The sequence below is a fragment of the Sphingobacterium haloxyli genome, assembly GCF_002980525.1.
Classification (GTDB): Bacteria; Bacteroidota; Bacteroidia; order Sphingobacteriales; family Sphingobacteriaceae; genus Sphingobacterium; species Sphingobacterium haloxyli.
Genome location: NZ_PVBQ01000002.1, coordinates 330,365 through 353,235, shown reverse-complemented (window position 1 = coordinate 353,235; position 22,871 = coordinate 330,365). Strand labels below are relative to the sequence as shown.

The window sequence follows — 22,871 nt, the reverse complement described above, 5'->3', positions numbered from 1 at the left end:
CTTATTAAACTTATTTGGTTAATCCATTCTAATATTGTGCAATACCAATTTATTCTCTCCGGTATTTGCCTCACCATTATATACACCGAGCACTAAAGTGACATCGGAGCCATTGAATGCGGATAGATCATACGTAAATAAAGCGTATCCTTCCGGGTTACTGGCTCCCCCGTCACCGTGCTTGAACCTCCAACAGCCATCGCTCGCGGACGATGCTTCCTGCGCCGTATTTGATATCGGCGAAAGATGCGTTACCGTGCCGTCGTTCTTAATCGCCGTCAATTTAAAATAGGTGAAGTTGCTTCCGAAATTGCGGGTACTAAAAGTCAGCCGGTTGCTTCCCGACGCGACAGAGAATTTAGCATAAAGATATGCTTCGGGTACCTTGGTGTCTACCTCCGGCGTATTCCGTGTTTTAATGATATACCCTTCCGAAGGAAATACTTCTGGGTCTTTTTTCAACGGCATGAACATCCATCGCGCGGCAATATGATCCACTGTCCTCCATGAGCGATATGCATCAACATAATTATCCCGGTTACCACTTGTAGGGCTGATGCCGGTAAACGACTTTTTGGTGTGCGGCATGGTGGAACTAACGGTTTGCTGGGAAAGCTTCCATCCTTCAACAACTTCGGTTCCAGGAAGCCAGTCCCAATTCTCCACTTTTCTGTCTGCAAACCGGATTGCTCGCAAAACCAATTGCTTCCAGTAATCCCCAGTCGATTGCCTATATATGCCAATGGCGATGATAACTTCCTTATCTACATAAGCACTCAGGTCAAAATCAAAATCTGCGTAACTTCCAGAGCCGTATGTCCGGGTTTCGCCGACTTTCTCCGCTTTCGGCTGTTGAGCATTAAGATCAATGACCTGTATGCCAAAATAGGTCGGTGCAGAGGCGTCTGCATTGTGGGTTTGAAGCCTCAGCGACAGGATCTTGTTGTCTTCCGTAATCAATTTACTGCCGTAGACGAACGAATCAAACATATCCATATCAGCGGGGTTATTTCGGTCATCCCCGTTGTTTCGGATCTGCAACGTTGTTCCTTCATTCTGCTCCTGCCATGCACCTCTGAAGTCCAACGTGCTCATATAGTTACATGCCCAGTCCCAATGCGGATATGCATCCGCATTACGCCCGCCGCGGTACTCGTTATAATACCACTTCTCGGCGCTTTGCAGATCAACAGCAGTTAGTCCGGGCAGAAGTTCTTCACTTCCCATTCGAATATTTAGGGTAGCAACGCCATCTACAAAATCAACTGGTGCTACCGTTCTTACGATGGAAACGTATCCGCTTTTAGTAAACGTAACGGTATAATTATTTTCGATCAGATTAGGGATGACAAAGGCTCCGTCCGCATCGGTCGTAACCGTTCCGCCGACCATACCGATGGACACAGCAACGCCTGAAAGTGGTTCGCCGGCCTGAAGTGCATCCGTTACGCTTCCTATGATCCTCGCAGAAGCACTTATCATATCCACATTGACGGTAGCTGCCCCACTAGCTTCAAAATCTGCTGCGGTTACTGTTAACCCCACGGCCATCCAGCCATCTTTCTCAAAGGTCACCGCATGTGTCTTATAAGTCACGTTATCAAAAGAATACGTCCCGTCGTTCCCGCTGGTCGTCATCTGATCTTCTTCATTGATGCCAGAAAGGGTAACTTTCACGCCTGAAATGGGCTGACCATCGACATCCGTCACCTTACCCATAACCTGCCCACGACGGTTGTCCGTTGAATCATGGTCTTTCTCACAGCCGAAATGTAGCATGACCGTCAACGTGATCAGCGTCACGTGGAATACTTTTTTTAGGTTTTTCATTTGGATTTTAAATTTCATACTTCATTCATTTTAAATAGGTTTATTGCTTGATTAATTTCTAGATCTCCTTTAGTTGATGCTTCGCTAAAATGGCATATTGCGCTGCATAAGCAAACATAAACATGCCTTCTACCCCGTGCCCTGCTTTTTCTTCACCCCAGCCTTTCAACAAATTTGTAGGAAGAAAACCATTATGATTAAAGTGCTCAAAACCATAATCTAGATTCTGTTGGAAGGCCGTTAAATAATCGCCAATATCGGAATTCAGCACTGCCGCCTCGTGATAACTACGTAGCAGAATACCATTGAACCAGTTTCGAAATCCTTCCGTTTCAAAACTGTAGTATTCTGGAATGTCTTTTCCTAGGGATGCGAAATGCGTGAAACTATTCTTCGCCAGCTCCTGGCCATCCCTTGCATACCTATCTTCTCTTGTGACCCGGTATAGATCCACTGCGCCGGACAACATTGTTCCGCTGTTATAGGTATAAGCCTCTCCTACGGCCTCAGTTAAGGGTGTATTTGCGCGGTACCGTACGTCGTCCACCTCTTCGTAGCGTATATCGCAGTTTGGGACACAACCGCCCATCATATCGGTATACACACCATCTTTATTAAGCAAGTTCTTCTTTTGCCAATCATAAATAGACCGTGCATATTCCAGATAGTATTGTTGTTTTTCCAATTGCTCGGTACGACGAGTTTTAAGGTCATGTTCATCGATATAGCTATGTTCGGTTTTATCAGACTTATCTTTATAGATTTCGTGTAGCCAAACCAGTGGGCTGATCAATGGCCCGTTACTACAAGCATGCTTCGTTGTATAACCCGGCCCCCAGGGGATGCCGCCGTTTTCTTTCCCATTTTCATCACGGGTCACATCCCATCCGTCGAGTACATAGGCTGTCAGGTATTCGGCTTTTTCTAAGTACCCGTCGTTGCCGGTCAGCCTATAGGAATCTAGCAATTCCCGGATCAGCCACATTTGATCGTCATAAACATTCAGTATCCCCGCCACATTTGCTCGACCTTTTCGGTTGGCTCGATTTACGGCATACACCGACCATTCTTTTGTCTGGGTATAGGAAACGAGTTCAAAAGTACCCAAATAATAATCTGCATTTGCGTAAAGCTTGTCAAGTAGCTGGACGTAACGTTTGTGATGGTTATTGTACAGGCTGTTTTCTCCCGCTTCCCTCGCTTTTTCCAAGGCGAAGAGAACGGCATTGACGGCTTCTATGCCTGCAGTATACATCCAAACAGAAGCTCTTTCGTCAGATTTAGCCTTGGTGAAAGGATTATAAAAACGTCGCATCTCGAAAGTTTCCGGCTCGAAATAATGCGCTATCGTTATATCGATCAAACGCATAGCATGCTCCACGTTCTGGACCGCTAAGAGCTTAGGATCGTCTACCTTCAGGTCCCGGTCCCCCTCGACAGGAGAAGAGGAAGACGGACCGCTAGCACATCCAGATAGAACGACAGTTGTCGAGGCTAAGCTTAACAGTATCGTACAATAAACAGCGAAAATAAAACTCTTCATTTCGGAATTGATTAAGTTTATAACAATAATTTAAAATTGGTGAAACGGTCTTTCGACGTTTTTCATACACAAAATAGGATTATACGGATTAAAACTAGGGTTAAAAACGAGATTTAACCGTCAACAAAAACATTAACCCGCTTTTATTTTTTGCATATTTTAATGTCCCAAGGTTTTTTTTGACCCTTCTTTTCTTCTGTTCTTCGCTAATTATTTCGTATTATATTAGCTACCTTTGTATCAAAAGTTATAAATTGTACATCACATTTATGACAGCGATAAACCAAAACATGTGCATTTACCGAGTACGATTTTTTTCTCTTTGTCTATTTATTTTAACGATTTCATTCGCTTTTCCAAGCAGTGGCTTTGGACAGGGCATTAAGTTTACCGGAAGCAATCAACCGATTGAAAAACGCACTTCTGCAGCTTTTTTTGCTGACGTGAAACCTACATTTCATCATTGGTTTACCATCGATTTCGATCTTCAGCTACCCAGTGATGGTACTATGGGTTACATCGTCCGGATTAAAGAAAAAAATCAGGGAGCAATTTTCAATTTACACTATGATGAAGAAGAGGGACAGGGGGTATTTCGTCTGAACGAAGAAGGGAAAACCAGTTTGATCACCATTCGGATTGCGCTTGGGTATCTTGTTGAACGACATTGGTTTCCTGTGCGGATGGATTATGACCTACAGAAGGGAGAAATCAAGCTTCAGATCGCTGATGAAGCACCACAGGTTGCAACGGTGCCCATCAAGTCACCTTATTCCCCCAACGTAACATTTGGGCGTAGCGATTACATGATTGATGTCCCTTCGTTCTCCCTTCGAAATTTTCGTATCGGGAACAAAGAAAAAGAGATTGTCTTCCCACTGCTTGAAAGCTCTGGAAATAAACTGCACAACGCTTCAGGTGAAGTTATGGGAAAGGTCACAAATGGCACCTGGTTGTTGAATGATGCTTTTCATTGGTATAACCACACCGCAATGCACTCATCGAGCCCATCGGGGTCAGCCTATGATCCAAAAAGAAAATCAATCTATTATTTCAATAGCGATTCATTACAGATTTACGAAATACAGACAGGAGTTAAAAGAAATCTCCTTTTTAGCTCTCCCTGTCCCATGCGACTTAAACTTGGAAACAGCTTTATAAATCATGAAGAAAACAGGCTGTACGTGTATGAAACCTATTATGAAGAAGCCTATGTGGGTCCCACGGTCGTCAGTTTGGATTTAACCGATTTTAGCTGGAGAATAGAAAGTAGCGACTACTTACAGCGCGAGCTAAATCACCATGCTTCATACTTTCTACCCGATAGCCGAAAACTACTGTTATTTGGTGGATATGGGAAAATGGTTTATAGTAATGATTTGTTATTTTATGATTTAACCAAGAAAAGGTGGTCTGCACCAGAACGCATGCGCGGGGACTCTATTTTACCTCGATACTTCACCTCTACAGGTATATCGGAGGCGGACCAAAAAATCTATATTTTTGGAGGTATGGGTAACGAGTCTGGACAGCACATCGTCGGACGGAGATACTTCTACGACCTCTATACATTGGATCCTACAACCCAAAAAACAACGAAAATATGGGATGTGGACCGGAAAGAAAACCTATTCGTACCGGCCCGTGGGTTGGTCATCCCCGACTCGAATTGGATTTATATGCTCGGATATCCCGAGCATTTAACACACTCATTTATTAAACTCCGTCGGTTTGCCATTCGTGACGGCGAATATGAAGAATTAGGAGACTCCATTCCAATTTATTCCGATAAAATCAGCACCCATGCGAATTTGTATTTTGACCGTCACCTGAATAAGTTGATCGCTCTTGTGCAGGAATCGGACGATGATATCCGATCCTCGCTTACCGTATATAGCTTGGACTTCCCGGCTATCAGCGAATCCCAACTACATGCTTTCCCTAGTTCTAAAAAACAGAAAAATATAGGGTTCTATGTTTTGGCTCTTGGTATAATTTGCATAGGTATCTTCGTATACAGAATTTATCGTCGTCCCAAGCACACTGAACCTGTTGTCCCACTGCCCGACGTGCCGAAGTCGCCCGAAGAACCACAGATAAATCGTATTTATCTTTTTGGTGATTTCACAGTCGTCGACAAACGAGGGATGGATGTCTCCCATTTGTTCAGCGCACGCTTACAACAGGTTTTCTGCTTGATTTTGTTCCATAGCCATAGTACGGGCATCAGCTCCAATCTGCTTACGCACTTACTGTGGCCGGACAAACCGAAAGATAAGGCAAAGACGTCTAGAGGTGTAGCGATAAACAATCTTCGGAAGGTGTTGAGCGAGTTAGATGGTATAGAGATCGTCTATGAGGAGGGACATTACCGCGTGGTATTCGAATCTTGTTATTGTGACTATTGGGATCTGAAGGAACTTCTTACGGAAGACACCGATGTTCTTTCACCAAAGGTTTTAAGTATTCTAGAGCGCGGCGAGTTCCTTTTGGGGATGGATGACCCTATTTTTGATAAGTCCAAGTATGCTATCGAAAGTATGTTGATCGACAAATTTCAAAAAAGTATGGCCAAAAGTCGGGAGGATAAAGACTGGTCTACGTTATTTCGCGCAGCAGACGCCTTACTCACGATCGACACAATCAATGAACTAGCCTTGGAACAAGGTCTTTACGCATTGTATAAAAGAAAACTTGAGCCCCGTGCAGCGCTTTTCTATAAGCGTTTTACAGAGAACTATCGGCGCTTGATGGGTGAAGATTATGGTTATACGTTTGATGATATATGGCGGCGAACAATGCAATGAAAAGGATCATCTTTCTTTTACGTAATCGTTCACGATGAATAAAGATGATCCGTGGACTGCCTTTTGTTCTCGTATCTACAGCAATTCCGTCCCGTTAGAAGGAATAACCTTTATAGCGGTTAGTTCCAAGTCAAATCGATCTTTGTAGACCGGCGACAATCGTTCAACAAGTAAATCTTGGAAAGACTTCTTTACTAAATTGATAGTACATCCGCCAAAACCACCCCCCATCATGCGAGCACCTAACACTTCGGGAAAAGGTTTCACATATTCGACCAAGAAATCCAATTCGGGACAGCTTACTTCATATTCGCCACTCAATCCCTCGTGCGCACGGAACATCTGCTGACCTACCGTTTCCAAATCGCCTTGTTCCAATGCTTCACACGCACTGTTCAATCGTTCGTTTTCTTCTACGACAAACCGACACTTTCTATACACATCCATATCCACTGGTCTTACATGGGTATCCAACATACTCAGGGTCACATCACGTAGGCTTTTTACCTCCCCAAACTGTTGCTGTATTAAACGGACACCTTCTTCGCAGGCAGCTCGGCGCTCGTTATAAGCTGACGATGCCAAGGAATGTTTTACATTGGTATTCAGCAATAAGATTGCATAATCACCTAGTTCTAATGGCTTATAAGAAAACGAAAGATCCCGGCAGTCCAACTTTACTACGTGATCGGCTTTGCTCATCACAGAAGCAAATTGATCCATAATGCCACATTTTACGCCAGCATACGCGTGCTCTGCAAGCTGCCCGATTTTCGCAATATCTACACGTTCTATTTCCAAATCAAAGAGTACGTTTAGCGCAAATCCTACCGCACATTCCAGTGCAGCAGAAGATGACAATCCCGCACCTAAGGGCACATCGCCATCAATGTACATGTCGAAACCTCCCAGACTTGCTCCTCTCAATTGAAGCTGATCCACTACGCCAAGTACGTAGTTTGGCCAGCCTTGTTCTACGGGCTGTATTTCGGTTAACGGAATTTCAAAATATGCGGCAAAATCCTCCGCGTATAAGCGGATTAAATCGTCATCCCGTTTTCCTACGCCTACATAAATCGCCTTATCGATGGCTGTTGGTAGGACAAAGCCTTCATTGTAATCCGTATGTTCGCCAATGATATTAATTCTTCCCGGCGAGCGGACCACATGTGTCGGCGCATATCCAAAAACGGCCGTATATCTTTCTTCTATCTGCTGTTTCGAAATCATGTGTTTATGCTATCCTTTGTAATGAATCGTCGATTGTTGTTTCAAGGTATTTGCTGCTTGTTCTGGGGTAATGTCACGTTGTGGTGTCGCCAACATCTCGTAACCGACCATAAATTTCTTTACGGTAGCCGAACGTAATAACGGCGGATAAAAGTGCATATGCCAGTGCCATTCGGGATATTCCCCAGAATTTACAGGCGATTGGTGCATGCCTGCTGAATACGGAAATGAAGTCTTAAAAATATTATCGTAACGAATGGTTAATTCGCGTAAGGTACGCGCAAAGTCTTCTTTTTCCACTTCGCTAAATGCTAAAACGGAAGGAACAGGCCGTTTACTGATAATCATCGTTTCGTAAGGCCAAGCTGCCCAGAAAGGAACAAGCGCCACGAAATGTTCATTATCGATGATGATACGTTCGTCTTTTTTCAGTTCGATCGCTACATAATCTTGAAGGAGTGTACGCCCGTGCTGCTTGAAATAGGCCTTCTGTTGCGTAGTCTCTTTTTCTATCTCCACAGGTAGTGAGCTTTCCGCCCAAATCTGACCGTGTGGATGCGGATTGCTACAGCCCATAATGCTGCCTTTATTCTCAAATATCTGAATGTATTTTATCCATTCTTTTGCAGCCAGTTCCTTAAATTCCTTTTGCCAAAGGTCCACTACGGCTTTAATCGCCGGTAAATCCATTTGAGGAAGTGTCAGATCATGACGCGGTGAAAAGGAAATCACCTTGCATATTCCTCTTTCGGATTCGGCTATAAGTAAGTTTCCCTCATTAAATTGCTCAACGGACGTTTCTTCCAGTAAAGCGGAAAAATCATTGACAAATACAAAACTGTCTTTATAGTCCGGATTTTGCGTACCATCTGCGCGTACGTTACCCGGGCATAAATAGCACTTCGGGTCGTACTGTGGACGGTTATCGGGTGCTAAATCTTCGACCTGTCCTTGCCAAGGGCGTTTACTACGATGGGGAGAAACAAGGATATAGTCTCCAGTTAACAGATTCTTACGTTTGTGTGGTTGTTCTGCAAAATCTAACATGATTTAAGGTTATATTTTTATAAATATCAACTTTTTTTTGCAAAAACAAAACAGGATGACAATAAAAAGTGTCTATAATACACTTTATAGATGCGGGATGTCACAAAGACTGGCGTATCTTATTTAGATCGATGAGGCTTTTCTAAAAGACAGATACTAAGACAACATTGGTTTTTCCCCTTTTATCAATTCGAAAACGGTTATCTCTGGTAGAATACCCACGCGTCCCGGGTAGCCTAAAAATCCATAACCGACGTTTACATAGAGTTTTTGGTCTTGTTCTTCATAAAGCCCCGCCCATTCTTTATATACGTATTTAGCAGGACTCCACTGGAAATGTTCGCCACGGACCCCGAACTGCATGCCATGGGTATGCCCCGCGAACATCACGTCAACATTCGTATCCAGCACCTGTGCTCTCCAATGTGAAGGGTCGTGTGACAGAAGAAGTTTCACGGGAGATTCTTCCGTTCCCATCAACGCCTTTTTTAGATCGCCTTTCTTCGGAAAACGACCCGTGCCCCAGTTTTCCACTCCTATAATCGATATCTTCTCATTATTCACCGCGATACTCCGATTCTCATCCAATAACAAATCCCAGCCCATCACTTTGTGGGTTTCTTTAAGATCTTTCAGGTTTTTACGCTTTGCCGCAGAATCCTCTCTACCAAAATAGTAATCTCCATAATCGTGATTACCTAATACCGAGTATACGCCTAAATCTGCTTTCAGCTTGGTAAAAATATCTTGGTAATCCCTCATTTCAGAAGCTACATTGTTAACTAGATCTCCGGTAAAAAACACGGCATCTGGTCTTTCGCCCATTAGCATTTCTATCCCGCCCAATACGGCTTTTTTATTATAAAAAGATCCAGAGTGTACATCGGATATCTGAGCGATACGCATACCATGAAAGGATGCTGGAAGATTAGGTAGATACAGCTTCTGTCGGATAACTTTATAGTCATAACCACCGGAGATCATTCCCCACGACAAGGGGAATATAGGCAACGACGCCACCAGTATTCCGGATTTGGTTAAAAACTCGGAGCGTGAAATACCATTAACCGGCTTTTCTGGCAGTGGTTCCGAGAGTTCCTCTACATGGTCGGCTATATTTCTGTTCTTGCGCGGCGTAAAAAGTTTGGCAATCCAGATTCCCCCTCGGCGAACGTCGTCGAGAAGCAAAATGATGATGAAAATAAACTTACTGACCGCGGTCATGAAAAACGCGACCAGGATAATCGACCTATAAGCTAGCGGAAGATTAAACTGCGCCGAGATATAGAGTCCTAATAAAAGGCCAATAGAATAGCCCCACCATACAAATGAAAACCACTTCGTTTTCGCGACCTTAATTTTCGTCGCCCGTAAAGCGAAGAAAATGTAAACGTCAAAAATAAGTAATAATATTGCGTTAAATATTAACATATCAATTCTTTTGTCATTGTGCTAATCGTTTTAGCACGTTAATCCATTTGGGATCGTCATTCAGACTTTCGACCATGGTAATTTCTTCCCCCCCCAATGATTTAAACTCGTTCGCATATTCAACACGAATTTCATCTAATGTTTCTATACAGTCGGCAACGAAAGCCGGACTAAATACCAGCAGCCTCTTAAATCCTCGCTCTGCCATTTGGTGAAGTGTATCAGAGGTATATGGCTGAATCCACGGTGTCTTTCCTAACCTAGACTGGAAACAAACAGAATACTGTTCTTTTGAGATACCCAGTTTTGCTGATATTGCGCGCGATGTTGCATAGCACTGTGACAGATAACAATGCGCTTTTTTCTGCTCTCTACAGGATTCACAGCCCGTATCCGGACAATTTAGCGTACCGGTCGGATCGACTTTACTGAGCTGTCTTACCGGTAATCCGTGATAACTGAACAGGACATGGTCATACTCCTCAATGGGATATTGACGTGCGTGATCGGCATACGCTTCACACATCTCTTCATCATCACAATAATTACTAACGAATGTCACTTGTGGAAAATACTGCCAACCCCGCATGATTTCCATTACTTTATCAATAACCGAGCCGGTAGTGGCAGATGCGTATTGGGGGAAAAGGGGAATCACCCGAATAGATTCCAACTGCATTGGCTCCATTCTCTTGAGTGCCGATGCAATAGAAGGGCTTTGGTAGCGCATAGCCAGCTCTACATGGTATTCATCTCCAAGTTCTCGTTGTAACAAATCACGTTGTAATTGACTGTAATATAGCAGTGGAGATCCCGTTTCATCATCCCATATCGTACGATAGGTTGCTGCTGACAGCGGTGCACGCTTAGGAACGATCGCCCCTTTTACCAGTAATGTCCGTCCCAGATAAGGAATATCCATTACACGAGGATCCATCAAAAATTCTGTCAAATACCGACGTACATCAGCTGTTGTAGGATTGTCCGGTGTGCCTAATTGCACCAAAAGAACTCCCTTTGTAGCACTCTTATTCATTTGTTACAAAAATAACCATAAATTATACGAGAGAGAGGAAAGCACCTATAATATGAGAATAACATGACCGTGGTTAAAGGCGCTCCAGCGCTTGTTTCACGTCCTCCATAAGCCACATAGGGGTAGATGTCGCACCACAGATACCGACTGTATCATTAGTTTCGAAAAGAGTTTCATCCAATTCTGCGGGGTCGGATATAAAATAACTCTGGGGGTTCGCTTGTTTACACACATCGTAAAGCACCTTCCCGTTAGAAGATTTCTTTCCGGATACAAATATGATCTTGTTATATCGGCGAGCAAAGCCCCCTAAATCTTCGTAACGGTTAGATACCTGTCGACATATGGTATCGTTGGCTTTTACTTCATAGCCTCGGTTTTGTAATTCCGCTTTAATAGCGTAAAACTTGTCAACGCTTTTTGTAGTTTGGCTATATAATGTAAAAGACGACGGAAGTTCGATATTATCTAGTTCCTCTAAGTCTTGAAAAACAATAGCTTCATTGTTTGTTTGCCCTTGTAGACCGATCACTTCTGCGTGGCCGTGTTTGCCAAAAATCAAGATTTTTTCTCGACCGTCATGCGAGGTCTTGATTCTGTTTTGAAGTTTGAGAACCACCGGACACGAGGCATCAATAAGGCTAATATTATTGTTTAGCGCTGTACGATAAGTCTCGGGAGCTTCGCCATGTGCCCGAATCAGGACTTTTTCATTTTTTAAGTTAGCTAAATCTCCGTGACCGATAATACGTAGACCTTTTGCTTTTAAACGGGCTACTTCTTCGTCGTTATGAACGATATCGCCCAGGCAATATAAATATCCATCCTCTTCAAGGATTTCTTCCGCCATATCAATAGCATAAACAACACCAAAACAGAAGCCGGAGTCTTTATCAATCGTTACTTGAAGATCTTTAGCCATACCTTACAAAAATACAGATTATTTTTGTAATTAATACTTCTTGATCAGACTCCCTCCTAAAGGTATAAAACTGATAGGGTTAAAAGAAGGTTTTTCTTAAGCAACTTTTTTTAGAAAAAAGTTGCGCAAAAAAGCGTCCTTCAAATATTTGAGAGAATTGGATAGTACTAAGAATGGATTTCTACAGACCTCAAACATTTGGATGGACATTGAAGGTTAAGGAAGGGTTCATACAATTGTATTGTTCCGCCCTTAACTGCTAATGCCGCATCAAAAATTTTGAAATATGTAGGAATTAAATATATGCACTATCCTTCCCATCAAAACTATTCTCGATGCGGGAAAAGTGCGGGGTAGTGGGACGCATAAAATTTTTCGGCGGCGAGGTTTTTGGTTCTTTGTCACTGGGAAAAAGAACATGAAAAATTGATAAAAGAAATGGCTCTTTTAAAACAACCTCTTCCACCAAGACTTCTTAATACCTACATACCACTGATTATTTTCTTCTTTTACAGGAAACACATCGATATAATTCCCTTGTCCCTCGTCACCTCTTCCGGTTTGCAAATCAAATCGATGCCTGTGATAAGAACAAACTAATTTTTCACCTTCACACCAGCCCAGACTAAGGTCGGCTCCTGCATGAGGACAACGGCTCGAAGTAGCGTAAAGTTTTCCATTCAATAAAATGATGCAAAGCTTCTTGCCGCCGACCTCCGCTTTCTCAATTTTCCCGTCTTGCCGAGGCTTTTTTATAGCAAACCATTCTATATTATCCTTATCCATGTCTAAAGATAACAAAATGCAATAACCGTTCGCTGCATTAAAACAAAAAAAGAGACGCCGAGGCGTCTCTACTACTGTAAACAAATCGTTCAATAAAAAATCTATTGAAATTTCTTAGCGTTTATCTTTCTTTCGTTTTCTGTAAGGTAAATCTTACGCAAACGAATGGACTGAGGTGTCACCTCGATATACTCATCTGCTTGAATATATTCCATACATTCTTCCAGCGAAAACTTGATGGCTGGCGCGATTCGTGTGTTATCATCCGAGCCAGAAGCACGCATATTAGTCAACTGTTTTCCTTTTGTGACATTGATTGTCAAATCATTATCACGGATATGTTCGCCCAAGACTTGCCCTTCGTAAATATCTGCACCTGGATCAACAAAGAAACGTCCACGGTCTTGCAGCTTATCAATAGAATACGCAGTTGTTGTACCGGTATCCAAAGAAATCAATACACCCGCCAAACGACCCGGAATAGTTCCTTTCCAAGGTTCATATCCTTTCAAACGATGAGCCATTACCGCTTCGCCAGCTGTAGCTGTCAAGACGTTATTCCGTAATCCGATGATACCTCTCGATGGGATGGAAAATTCCAAATGCTGCATTTCTCCCTTTGTTTCCATTACGAGTAGCTCTCCTTTCCGCTGGGTAACCAACTCGATCACTTTTCCTGACACATCTGCCGGCACATCAACAACCATCTCTTCGATCGGTTCACACTTCACCCCGTCAATTTCTTTTACAATTACTTGCGGCTGGCCTACTTGTAATTCGTAGCCTTCACGACGCATTGTTTCGATCAATACCGACAAATGCAGAATTCCACGACCATACACTAACCAAGCATCCGGAGACTCCGTAGGAACTACACGCAACGCAAGGTTTTTCTCCAATTCTTTCTGCAAACGGTCGTGGATATGACGAGAGGTAACAAACTTACCTTCTTTACCAAAGAACGGAGAATTATTGATCGTGAACAACATATTCATTGTTGGCTCGTCGATGTGAATAACCTCCAATTGCTCGGGGTTTTCAAAATCAGCTATGGTATCTCCAATTTCAAAGCCTTCTATACCTACGACCGCACAGATATCGCCAGCTTTTACTTCCGATACCTTTGCGCGTCCTAAACCTTCAAATATCTGCAATTCTTTTACGCGGGATTTCACAACTTTTCCGTCACGTTTCACTAAGGAAACGGGTTGATTTTCTTTGATAACACCACGTGCTACACGCCCGATAGCAATACGTCCAACAAATGTAGAGTAGTCTAATGACGTAATCTGCATCTGCAATGTACCCTCAGAGATTTTCGGGGCAGGGATATGCGTAACAATAGCATCGAGCAATTCTGTGAAATCTGTTGTGGGTTGTTGCCAATCAGTAGACATCCAGCCTTGCTTAGAAGAACCGTATAAAACCGGGAAATCGAGCTGTTCTTCAGTCGCGCCTAAATTGAAGAATAAATCGAATACTTGTTCGTAGACTTCATCTGGACGACAATTTTCTTTGTCGACTTTGTTCACCACTACGATAGGTTTTATTCCTAAAGCCAGTGCTTTCCCCGTAACGAAACGAGTTTGTGGCATTGGGCCCTCGAACGCGTCCACCAACAATACCACCCCATCTGCCATTTTTAATACACGCTCCACTTCTCCACCGAAATCGGCGTGACCTGGCGTATCGATGATGTTGATTTTGGTATCTTTATATTTTACGGATACGTTTTTGGACACAATCGTGATACCCCGCTCACGTTCCAAGTCATTGTTGTCCAAAATCAATTCTCCCATATTTTCGTTATCCCTGAACTGATTCGTATAATGTAGGATTTTATCAACGAGGGTTGTTTTGCCGTGGTCAACGTGCGCGATAATCGCAATATTTCTGATGTTTTGCATTGAGCGATAATGTATTATATAAAAATTTTGAGGTGCAAAGATAACCATTTTGCACCTCAATTTTTTATTTTTTAGATTATTATTTTATTAACTGCTATTTAGCCTTCCTTTCTTACTCCTTAAGGGCCATCTATTTTTTCGCTATTACACCCAGCTGTTTGCCCACTTTGGTAAAAGCGGCAATGGCCTTATCTAGATGCGACCGATCATGGGCTGCGGAAAGCTGCACACGGATTCTAGCTTTGTCCTGCGGAACAACCGGATAATAAAAACCAATCACATAAATGCCTTCGTCTAACATTTTAGCCGCAAATCCCTGTGCCAACTTAGCATCATATAACATCACCGGGACAATCGGATGGAAACCGGGCTTAATATCGAAACCAGCTTCCAACATCTTTTCACGGAAATATTTCGTGTTATTTTCGAGTTTGTCGCGAAGCTCAGTTGTTTCGCTCAACATGCCTAATACGGCGACAGAAGCACCTGCAATTGCTGGAGCCAGAGTGTTCGAAAACAAATACGGCCGCGACCGCTGGCGCAACATATCAATAATTTCCTTACGTCCCGAGGTGAAACCTCCTGAAGCACCTCCCAGTGCCTTTCCGAGGGTACCCGTAATGATATCCACACGATCTATCACACCGAAGAGTTCGTGCGTTCCTCGGCCGGTCTTACCTATAAAGCCCGAGCAGTGCGACTCATCAATCATCACCAAAGCCCCATATTGGTCCGCTAAGTCACAGATTTTATCCAATGGTGCCACCGACCCATCCATGGAGAACGCCCCATCGGTTACAATAATTTTATGACGAGCTCCTGAAGCTGCTTTCAGTTGGGCTTCCAAGTCTTCCATGTCACAGTTTTTATATCGGAAGCGCTGCGCCTTACACAAACGTACACCATCTATAATAGAGGCATGGTTAAGTTCGTCCGATATAATAGCATCTTCTGCACCAAGCAACGGCTCGAAAACACCTCCGTTGGCATCGAATGCCGCCGCATATAAAATGGTATCTTCCGTACCCAAAAATTCGGATATTTTACGCTCCAGTTCTTTATGAACATCTTGCGTTCCACAGATGAAGCGAACGGATGACATGCCATAGCCATACTGGTCAATCGCTTTCTTTGCCGCTTCTATTACTTTTGGATGGGAAGACAGACCCAAATAATTGTTTGCACAAAAATTGATGACTTCCTGTCCTGTACTGACTTTGATATCCGCTCCCTGTGGCGTCACTATAATACGCTCTTCTTTATACAGACCTGCCTCTTTAATTGCTGCAAGCTCTTTTTCCAATGCCGGTTTTAACGTGTTGTACATCTTAAAAGTTATGAGTTATAAGTGATGAATTATAAGTAGGTAAAGTTATATTTTCTTTACTTTTACGAAGATAACGGTATATTTTGGAATACGGCGCATGAAATCGTTTGCTCAATTTATTCGTAACGTAGCGCTTCCACAGGATCCAGTTTGGAAGCCTTTGACGCCGGATAATAGCCTGACAGCATCCCTACGCCGACACAAACAGACATACCTAAAGCCATCCATTTCCACGGAATAATAAAATCTGCTCCTAAGGCTAGCGCTAATAAGTTACCGATAACAATACCAACTGCAACACCTACAATGCCGCCCAATACACAAATAACGATAGCCTCCATTAAGAACTGTTTTCTAATGACGGAGGGGGTCGCTCCTATTGCCTTACGCACACCTATTTCACGTGTTCGTTCCGTAACCGAAACAAGCATAATATTCATCAAACCGATAGAAGCACCCACCAGTGTTATAAAGGCGATAACAACCGCCCCTAAGGTCACGTAGGCGAGATTCTGCATCAATATCTGTGCGACGGCATCTGATTTAACTATTTCAAAGTCGTTAGTTTGTTTAGCGGTCAATCCACGGATTTTACGAAAAGTTGCAATGGCTTCTCCTTCCGCTCCTTCCATTTTATATGGATCTGTAGTCATTACCGTAATGACAAATGAAGGATCTCCTTGTGCCATCATCGATCGGCTCCTCGAGAGGGGAATGAAACAGGTTTTATCTGATCCGAAGCCTGCGCTGGAACCTTTGCTTTCCAACACACCTACCACGGTAAACCGCTCTCCCCCTATGGTGATATATGCTCCGATTGGGCTTTTCTTATTCTTGAATAGTTTACTCTTAACCTCCTCACCTATAATCACAACACTATTGGCATTTTCCACATCCTGCACCGTAAAATCACGACCATCCGAAAGCTTGTACCCTGATGTCTGTAGATAGTTGTCGTCTACCCCTATCACGCCGATATTGGGATTTGTTTTTTCTGCCATGTACTTGGCAGTTGCCCCCCAGGTAACGTTTGCGCTGAGCGAAACAATAGCCTTATAATCAAAGCGCTCCTTGAACGATAGCGCGTCCCGATACGTTATGGATGGAAAAACTTTTGCCTGGCTTCCTGAATCTCCAATACGAACATTCACACCGCGGTTACGAATATTAAATGAGTTTGCTCCCATGGACGAAAAAGAGTTGGTCAACGAACTCTGCATGGCGTCTATCGAGGTCAATACGCCAATCAGCGCCATAATACCTATAGCAATGATAAGCGCCGTGAGAAAGGTACGCAACTTGTTACTTACAATGGATTGCAAGGCAAGTTTGACATTCTCACGATAAGACATATTAACGGACATAACGTGTTATTTCATTCAAACTTACATAAAATGCGCAGTATTCACGAACTCCTAATAGAAAAATCATGGTAAGTAATCGCATGTAAACGGCCCTGTGCGTAACTCTCCCCAGCCATTAAGAGCTATCAGTTTGTCAGTTGCCAGGTCTGTGTTCGACCAATCAAGGAAAACCCTACATAACCACGCACGAGAAGCCTGTTACCCTCTCGCGTGATGTTACATTTATATGTTTTACCATTCTTGGGATCTACAATAGTCCCCCCAGAAAACTCGCCACCCTTTTTTGTTATCCCTCGGATAATCTCCAGTCCCAACAAAGGCTGATTTTTACGATCGTCTTTACACTGTAAACATTTGTCGTTTTCGGGCTTTATTAGTAGCCTGCTAATTTTTCCGTAATATTTCCCATCTGATTTTTGGAAGATTTCCACAACGGATCTTGCCTCCCCCGTTTCATCGTCTATGGTTTTCCACTTTCCAATAATATTTTGGTTATTTTGTGCTGTAGCGTTAAATCCAATCAACATGCTAAGCCATACGAACAATATTTTTCTCATATCTTTTTGTTTATAACTATCAACCACACGTAAAACAATCAAAAACCATGCAGAAAACGGAGCGTAATGCGTTCAGCAGTACACTAACGGTTAACCGGATTAAACAATATTTCGTTCAGGCCGCAGTAAGGACAACAGATCGTGTTGTAAATTGACAACTTCCCCTATTACGATAATTGCTGGATGCGACATCCGTGTTTCCCGACTAACTTTGACAAGATCCTTGACTTTGCATACCACTTTCTTTTCATTTGCTTGAGAAACCTGCTGTATAATAGCAGCCGGTTTATCGCCTTTCCCATTCATCAGATATGTCCGCGCGATTTCGGCTAATTTACGCATTCCCATGTAGATGACAACGGTAGAATTACAATGGACTGCTAGCGAGAGATCAGCTGCCATGTCACCATCTGCTTTCATTCCAGTTAACGCCCACACACCTTCACTAATACCGCGATGGGTCAGTGGAATATCGTTCAACCCGACTCCTTGCATACTGCTGATTCCCGGAACATACTCAACATCCACTCCTAACGTCTTCGCTACCAACCATTCTTCAAAACCTCTACCAAAAACATAAGGATCACCACCTTTCAACCTCACCACGTTTGAAAAACGTTTACAATAATAAGCAATCAATGCATTGATGTTCTCCTGCGGCACACATTTACCATACGGACGCTTACCAACATATATTTTTTGACACTTTTTAGAAGCGATATCGAGCATTTTTTCATTAACAAGGTTATCATAAAGCAAAATATCAGCGTTTTCAATACATTTATAAGCTTTTATTGTCAATAATTCCAAGTCACCCGGACCAGAACCAACTATTTTCAACACATTTCTTGTATTTTTCACAATAAACAAAACAAAAATATAAAACATTATAACCAAAAATATAAAAAACACGATATAAATCATAAAAAAATTGATTTTATAAAATATAAATATATAAATTAGCAAAAATAATTCATCAAACTATCGTTTTCTTTTAAAAAAATGAAAAAATGAGAGAAAAAAGAGTCGTAATAATAGGAAATGGAATGGTTGGACATCGGTTTTGCGAAAAAATATCAAATAAAAAAGGAGATTTTAAGCTAATCGTATTTGGCGAAGAGCCCATTCGAGCATATGACCGCGTACACCTCACCGATTACCTCGGAAAAAAGACGCTAGACGATTTATTCATGTCCGAAAATCGATGGTATAAAGAAAATAACATAGACCTTCATCTAGGGGACCCCATTAAAAAGATAGACACAACGAAAAAGCGTGTTTTTTCCATAAAAGGTTTGAGCATAGACTACGACTACCTTGTCTTTGCTACCGGCTCCTCAGCTTTCGTCCCTCCAATTCCCGGCGTAGAAAAAGAAGGCGTCTTTTTATATAGAAACATTAATGACCTCGACCTCATCAGGGAATACACCTCAAAAGCAACAAAAGGCGCCGTGATAGGCGGAGGACTACTAGGGCTCGAGGCCGCCAAAGCTCTAGTTGACTTAGGCATCAATGACACCGCAGTTGTGGAATTCGCCCCACGGCTAATGCCAAGACAGATTGACGAACTGGCAAGCAACACACTACAAACCAAACTCAAGAGTTTGGGACTGACCTGTTTGTTGCAGAAATCTACTGACCACATAGTAGGCGACCGAAAAATAGAGGGCCTTTCATTTGCAGACGAAACGCAATTGGAAGCCGACATATTGATTATTTCTGCCGGCATAAAACCACGAGATGAACTTGCAAAAGCCGCCGGACTAACCATCGGAAGTCGTGGTGGAATTGTGGTCGACGAGCACATGCGCACATCCGATCCAGCCATTTTTGCCGTCGGCGAATGTGCCCTATATGAAGAGATGATTTACGGCCTCGTTGCCCCAGGATACGAAATGGCCGAGACAGCAGCCGCAACCATCGCCGGAGAACAAAAAGTATTTTCAGGCTTCGACATGAGCACTAAACTAAAACTCATGGGAGTTGATGTTGCTAGTTTCGGCGACCCATTTATTAGCGAACCGTACGCATACACCATCTTACTGGAAGACAAAAACAAAGGAATATACAAACGTCTTAACATCAGCACTGACGGAAAGAGATTACTAGGCGGCATCCTCGTCGGCGAAGCCAGCAGCTATAACATGCTCCTACAGACTGTCAACAACAACATGCCTCTACCCGAACATCCCGAAACACTACTACTTGGCGAAACGAGCTCAGGAAAAAGCTCGAGCTCAGGCTTAGAAGCCCTACCGGACAACGCACTGATATGCAGTTGTGAAGGAGTGACAAAAGCAACGATATGCGATGCCGTCACACAGCAAAATTGTGAAGACGTCGATAGCGTGAGAAAATGCACTAAAGCAGGTTCTGGATGCGGCGGCTGCGTCCCGATGATCAAAGACCTGGTAACCTACACCATGAAACAACAGGGAAAATACATCCGCAACAGTATCTGTGAACATTTTAACTTTAGCAGACAGGAACTATTTGATCTAATAAAAATTCATGAACTAAAGTCCTACGATGAAGTATTGGACAACTTTGGAACCGGACACGGCTGCGAAAGCTGCAAACCCGTAGTATCTTCTCTTTTAGCTAGCTTGTGGAACGAGATGATATTAGGAAAAGGAAACGATGTAGCACAGGACAGCAACGATCGTTTCTTAGCCAATATACAACGAGGCGGGACATACTCCGTTGTACCACGGATTCCAGGAGGTGAAATCACACCAGAAAAACTAATCACCATCGGAGAAGTCGCCAAGAAATACAATCTCTACACCAAAATCACCGGTGGCCAGCGCATCGACCTGTTTGGCGCACATCTCAATGATCTTCCTTTCATCTGGGAAGAACTGATTACCGCTGGATTCGAAAGCGGACACGCATACGGAAAAGCACTACGCACTGTCAAAAGCTGCGTAGGTAGCACGTGGTGCCGCTACGGATTACACGACAGCGTCTCTTTTGCGATTCAGATCGAGGAACGCTACAGAGGGATTCGATCGCCCCATAAATTGAAATCAGGCGTCAGCGGCTGCATCCGGGAATGTGCCGAAGCACAGGCAAAAGATTTTGGCATTATTGCAACTGAAAAAGGATGGAACTTATACGTCTGCGGAAACGGCGGCAGCAAACCACAACACGCACAACTCCTAGCCAGCGACATCGACAGCGAGACCTGCATAAAGTATCTTGACAGATTCCTTATGTTTTACATCCGCACTGCCGACCCATTGATGCGCACCGCGACTTGGCTAAATAAAATGGAAGGCGGCATCGACTACCTACGAAACGTCGTGGTAAACGACAGCCTAGAAATGTCCGAAACATGGGAGAATGAGATGCAGGCATTGGTAAATGCTTATCAATGCGAATGGAAGACAGCGGTCAACGACCCCAACATTCGCAAACGCTTCGTACATTTTGTTAATGCCCCGGACGAAAAAGACGATACTGTAAGGTTCGAAGAGATGCGCGGACAAAAAAAAGCTACAGGCTGGAATAATTCGATGATATATTAATAAAACAACACAATCTTAAAAAATTCACCATGGAAACATTGACAAGCACCTCATGGAAATTAGCCTGCCGGGTAGAAGACACGATTGAAAACGGAGGCGTTTGCATAAAATTGGACAACACACAGATTGCACTATTCTATTTCAAGCGTCGCGACGAGTGGTTCGCCACACAGAATGAATGCCCACACAAAAGACAGATGATTCTAAGCAGAGGCATGATAGGCTCCTTAGGAGACAAACCTAAGGTTGCGTGCCCATTTCATAAAAAGACATTCGCACTAGACACAGGAGAATGCCTCTCTGGCGACGAATGCAGCATCAAGACCTATCCAGTAAAAGTCGAGGACAACCTGATCTACATCGCCATATAACACAAAAACAGCAGCTTAACACATTAACAACATTGCCACATGACAAAAATCAGCAATATCGTTCAGACTGGATTACTCACACTGGCAACAGCCTTCACCGCACAAGCCCAGGACAAAAAAATCAGCGCAAAAGCATTTGAAGGCATAGTGGTTGCAGGCTACGTAGATGGGGGCGCCTATCTCAACTGCACAGGCCCTTCCGTTAAGTATACCGAACAAAAATGGAATCTCACACTAGGCTTCCTCCCCGCGTTAAAAATCAAGAAAGACAGCGCCCCAGTCAAAAACTCCACGCTAACCCCGACACTTGCTTTAGGCGCCACACTAACTCTGTTTAAGCATTTCGCCATACAAATACCCACATTCTACACACCAAAGACAAGCACACAGAACGGACGATGGACTTTAGGCGCTGGACTAGGCTATAAAATCTGAATCGACAAAAAACTCAAACCTGTTCTCTTCGCTAACCACCCATACCGAGGGAAGATTAGGCTCGGAGCCCACTGCTCCGGCCTATTTTTCAAACGCGACACTATACCTCACTATAATACAGAAGCCGCACTTTATCTTTGATTTTGACGCGTTTGTTCGCCAAGCACAGAACCCCCTCCCCAATCAACTCCGCGAGCATACGATATGCACTCTCATAGGTACACCCAACATAAGCAGCCAAATCCGTCTTAGATAACACCATAGCAATATACCCATCTTCATCAATTCCCAATTTATTTTCCAACTGTACAATACTCCATGCCAATCTGCCTTTTACAGATAATCGCGTTTGATTGACGACTTTCTGCTCCGAAACCTGCAGCTCCTCCGCATAAAACATAAGCAGCTCATAGGTCAGCCCGATGTTTGTCTTCAGCAAGACCTTAAAAAAATCAATCGGCATAAAGCACAACACACTATCCTCCACACACATTGCCGATATCGGAAACAGAGATTTCCCCACCGCCACCCCACGATGCCCTACAATATCTCCTTTTTTTGCAAAACGCACAATACTATCCTTACCTCCCCTACACTGATAGACCTTCACCAGCCCCTGCTGAACAAAATATACACCATCGACAGACCCTCCTTCCGCTATAAATTGCTGTCCTTTTTTCAGACAAATAACGGTTCGCTTTATATTGATATTTTCCCTCCATTCCACACCAACATGTTTACACATAAA

Annotated in this window: 18 protein-coding genes; 4 read left to right on the top strand and 14 right to left on the bottom strand. The window is 43.3% G+C overall.

Going from position 1 to position 22,871, the window contains the following annotated elements:
* Positions 1 to 18 precede the first annotated feature (18 nt).
* Together C5745_RS03365 and C5745_RS03360 are read right to left on the bottom strand one after the other, a co-directional pair.
* Positions 19 to 1,848: a carboxypeptidase-like regulatory domain-containing protein gene (locus C5745_RS03365; protein WP_207795701.1), complete on the bottom strand. Its 1,830-nt coding sequence runs from the start codon at positions 1,846 to 1,848 to the stop codon at positions 19 to 21.
* A 40-nt stretch (positions 1,849 to 1,888) separates the two neighbouring features.
* A complete protein-coding gene (locus tag C5745_RS03360; protein WP_105715552.1) occupies positions 1,889 to 3,373 on the bottom strand; it encodes a glycoside hydrolase family 76 protein in 1,485 nt (494 codons plus the stop codon).
* Between the two features lie 269 nt (positions 3,374 to 3,642).
* Here C5745_RS03360 and C5745_RS03355 point away from each other — a divergent pair, with 269 nt between their 5' ends.
* On the top strand, positions 3,643 to 6,180 hold the full coding sequence (locus C5745_RS03355) for a Kelch repeat-containing protein (protein WP_105715551.1): 2,538 nt from the start codon (positions 3,643 to 3,645) through the stop codon (positions 6,178 to 6,180).
* A gap of 75 nt (positions 6,181 to 6,255) precedes the next feature.
* Here C5745_RS03355 and galK read toward each other — a convergent pair whose 3' ends face one another.
* The 11 genes from galK to cobA form a co-directional block, all read right to left on the bottom strand.
* Positions 6,256 to 7,410: a galactokinase gene (gene galK, locus C5745_RS03350; protein ID WP_105715550.1), complete on the bottom strand. Its 1,155-nt coding sequence runs from the start codon at positions 7,408 to 7,410 to the stop codon at positions 6,256 to 6,258.
* A 9-nt stretch (positions 7,411 to 7,419) separates the two neighbouring features.
* The gene (locus C5745_RS03345) at positions 7,420 to 8,457 is read right to left on the bottom strand and encodes a UDP-glucose--hexose-1-phosphate uridylyltransferase (RefSeq protein ID WP_105715549.1); all 1,038 of its coding nucleotides are present in this window, start codon (positions 8,455 to 8,457) and stop codon (positions 7,420 to 7,422) included.
* Positions 8,458 to 8,613: 156 nt separating this feature from the next.
* Positions 8,614 to 9,888 (bottom strand): metallophosphoesterase, encoded by a 1,275-nt coding sequence (locus C5745_RS03340; protein ID WP_105715548.1) that lies wholly within the window; start codon positions 9,886 to 9,888, stop codon positions 8,614 to 8,616.
* Positions 9,889 to 9,901: 13 nt separating this feature from the next.
* Complete coding sequence (hemH, locus tag C5745_RS03335) at positions 9,902 to 10,924, bottom strand: ferrochelatase (RefSeq protein ID WP_105715547.1); 1,023 nt, start codon at positions 10,922 to 10,924, stop codon at positions 9,902 to 9,904.
* A 73-nt stretch (positions 10,925 to 10,997) separates the two neighbouring features.
* Positions 10,998 to 11,846, bottom strand: coding sequence for a 4-hydroxy-3-methylbut-2-enyl diphosphate reductase (locus C5745_RS03330; protein ID WP_105715546.1), 849 nt, complete (start codon positions 11,844 to 11,846; stop codon positions 10,998 to 11,000).
* A gap of 447 nt (positions 11,847 to 12,293) precedes the next feature.
* A complete protein-coding gene (locus C5745_RS03325; protein ID WP_105715545.1) occupies positions 12,294 to 12,632 on the bottom strand; it encodes a Rieske (2Fe-2S) protein in 339 nt (112 codons plus the stop codon).
* 101 nt (positions 12,633 to 12,733) lie between these two features.
* Complete coding sequence (typA, locus tag C5745_RS03320) at positions 12,734 to 14,539, bottom strand: translational GTPase TypA (protein ID WP_105715544.1); 1,806 nt, start codon at positions 14,537 to 14,539, stop codon at positions 12,734 to 12,736.
* Between the two features lie 130 nt (positions 14,540 to 14,669).
* The gene (kbl, locus tag C5745_RS03315; RefSeq protein ID WP_105715543.1) at positions 14,670 to 15,866 is read right to left on the bottom strand and encodes a glycine C-acetyltransferase; all 1,197 of its coding nucleotides are present in this window, start codon (positions 15,864 to 15,866) and stop codon (positions 14,670 to 14,672) included.
* A 116-nt stretch (positions 15,867 to 15,982) separates the two neighbouring features.
* Positions 15,983 to 17,230, bottom strand: coding sequence for an ABC transporter permease (locus C5745_RS03310; protein WP_105715542.1), 1,248 nt, complete (start codon positions 17,228 to 17,230; stop codon positions 15,983 to 15,985).
* Positions 17,231 to 17,355: 125 nt separating this feature from the next.
* A complete protein-coding gene (locus C5745_RS03305) occupies positions 17,356 to 17,787 on the bottom strand; it encodes a DUF2147 domain-containing protein (protein ID WP_105715629.1) in 432 nt (143 codons plus the stop codon).
* 99 nt (positions 17,788 to 17,886) lie between these two features.
* Positions 17,887 to 18,630, bottom strand: a complete 744-nt coding sequence (gene cobA / locus C5745_RS03300; protein WP_243403235.1) for a uroporphyrinogen-III C-methyltransferase — start codon at positions 18,628 to 18,630, stop codon at positions 17,887 to 17,889.
* Between the two features lie 167 nt (positions 18,631 to 18,797).
* Between cobA and nirB the strand changes: the two genes are divergently transcribed.
* The 3 genes from nirB to C5745_RS03285 are packed head-to-tail and all read left to right on the top strand — an operon-like array spanning position 18,798 to position 22,123.
* Positions 18,798 to 21,317, top strand: a complete 2,520-nt coding sequence (gene nirB, locus C5745_RS03295; protein WP_105715541.1) for a nitrite reductase large subunit NirB — start codon at positions 18,798 to 18,800, stop codon at positions 21,315 to 21,317.
* Positions 21,318 to 21,346: 29 nt separating this feature from the next.
* Positions 21,347 to 21,688, top strand: coding sequence for a nitrite reductase small subunit NirD (gene nirD / locus C5745_RS03290; protein WP_105715540.1), 342 nt, complete (start codon positions 21,347 to 21,349; stop codon positions 21,686 to 21,688).
* 39 nt (positions 21,689 to 21,727) lie between these two features.
* On the top strand, positions 21,728 to 22,123 hold the full coding sequence (locus C5745_RS03285) for a hypothetical protein (protein ID WP_105715539.1): 396 nt from the start codon (positions 21,728 to 21,730) through the stop codon (positions 22,121 to 22,123).
* 100 nt (positions 22,124 to 22,223) lie between these two features.
* Here the strand turns inward: C5745_RS03285 and C5745_RS03280 are convergent, their stop codons facing one another.
* Positions 22,224 to 22,868: a Crp/Fnr family transcriptional regulator gene (locus C5745_RS03280; protein ID WP_165793005.1), complete on the bottom strand. Its 645-nt coding sequence runs from the start codon at positions 22,866 to 22,868 to the stop codon at positions 22,224 to 22,226.
* Positions 22,869 to 22,871 lie beyond the last annotated feature (3 nt).

What these genes read in the sequence shown, in the direction of transcription:
- C5745_RS03365 (WP_207795701.1), bottom strand. Translation starts at nt 1,848, where the DNA reads ATGAAATTTAAAATCCAAATGAAAAACCTAAAAAAAGTATTCCACGTG.
- C5745_RS03360 (WP_105715552.1), bottom strand. Translation starts at nt 3,373, where the DNA reads ATGAAGAGTTTTATTTTCGCTGTTTATTGTACGATACTGTTAAGCTTA.
- C5745_RS03355 (WP_105715551.1), top strand. Translation starts at nt 3,643, where the DNA reads ATGACAGCGATAAACCAAAACATGTGCATTTACCGAGTACGATTTTTT.
- galK (WP_105715550.1), bottom strand. Translation starts at nt 7,410, where the DNA reads ATGATTTCGAAACAGCAGATAGAAGAAAGATATACGGCCGTTTTTGGA.
- C5745_RS03345 (WP_105715549.1), bottom strand. Translation starts at nt 8,457, where the DNA reads ATGTTAGATTTTGCAGAACAACCACACAAACGTAAGAATCTGTTAACT.
- C5745_RS03340 (WP_105715548.1), bottom strand. Translation starts at nt 9,888, where the DNA reads ATGTTAATATTTAACGCAATATTATTACTTATTTTTGACGTTTACATT.
- hemH (WP_105715547.1), bottom strand. Translation starts at nt 10,924, where the DNA reads ATGAATAAGAGTGCTACAAAGGGAGTTCTTTTGGTGCAATTAGGCACA.
- C5745_RS03330 (WP_105715546.1), bottom strand. Translation starts at nt 11,846, where the DNA reads ATGGCTAAAGATCTTCAAGTAACGATTGATAAAGACTCCGGCTTCTGT.
- C5745_RS03325 (WP_105715545.1), bottom strand. Translation starts at nt 12,632, where the DNA reads ATGGATAAGGATAATATAGAATGGTTTGCTATAAAAAAGCCTCGGCAA.
- typA (WP_105715544.1), bottom strand. Translation starts at nt 14,539, where the DNA reads ATGCAAAACATCAGAAATATTGCGATTATCGCGCACGTTGACCACGGC.
- kbl (WP_105715543.1), bottom strand. Translation starts at nt 15,866, where the DNA reads ATGTACAACACGTTAAAACCGGCATTGGAAAAAGAGCTTGCAGCAATT.
- C5745_RS03310 (WP_105715542.1), bottom strand. Translation starts at nt 17,230, where the DNA reads ATGTCCGTTAATATGTCTTATCGTGAGAATGTCAAACTTGCCTTGCAA.
- C5745_RS03305 (WP_105715629.1), bottom strand. Translation starts at nt 17,787, where the DNA reads ATGAGAAAAATATTGTTCGTATGGCTTAGCATGTTGATTGGATTTAAC.
- nirB (WP_105715541.1), top strand. Translation starts at nt 18,798, where the DNA reads ATGAGAGAAAAAAGAGTCGTAATAATAGGAAATGGAATGGTTGGACAT.
- nirD (WP_105715540.1), top strand. Translation starts at nt 21,347, where the DNA reads ATGGAAACATTGACAAGCACCTCATGGAAATTAGCCTGCCGGGTAGAA.
- C5745_RS03285 (WP_105715539.1), top strand. Translation starts at nt 21,728, where the DNA reads ATGACAAAAATCAGCAATATCGTTCAGACTGGATTACTCACACTGGCA.
- C5745_RS03280 (WP_165793005.1), bottom strand. Translation starts at nt 22,868, where the DNA reads ATGTGTAAACATGTTGGTGTGGAATGGAGGGAAAATATCAATATAAAG.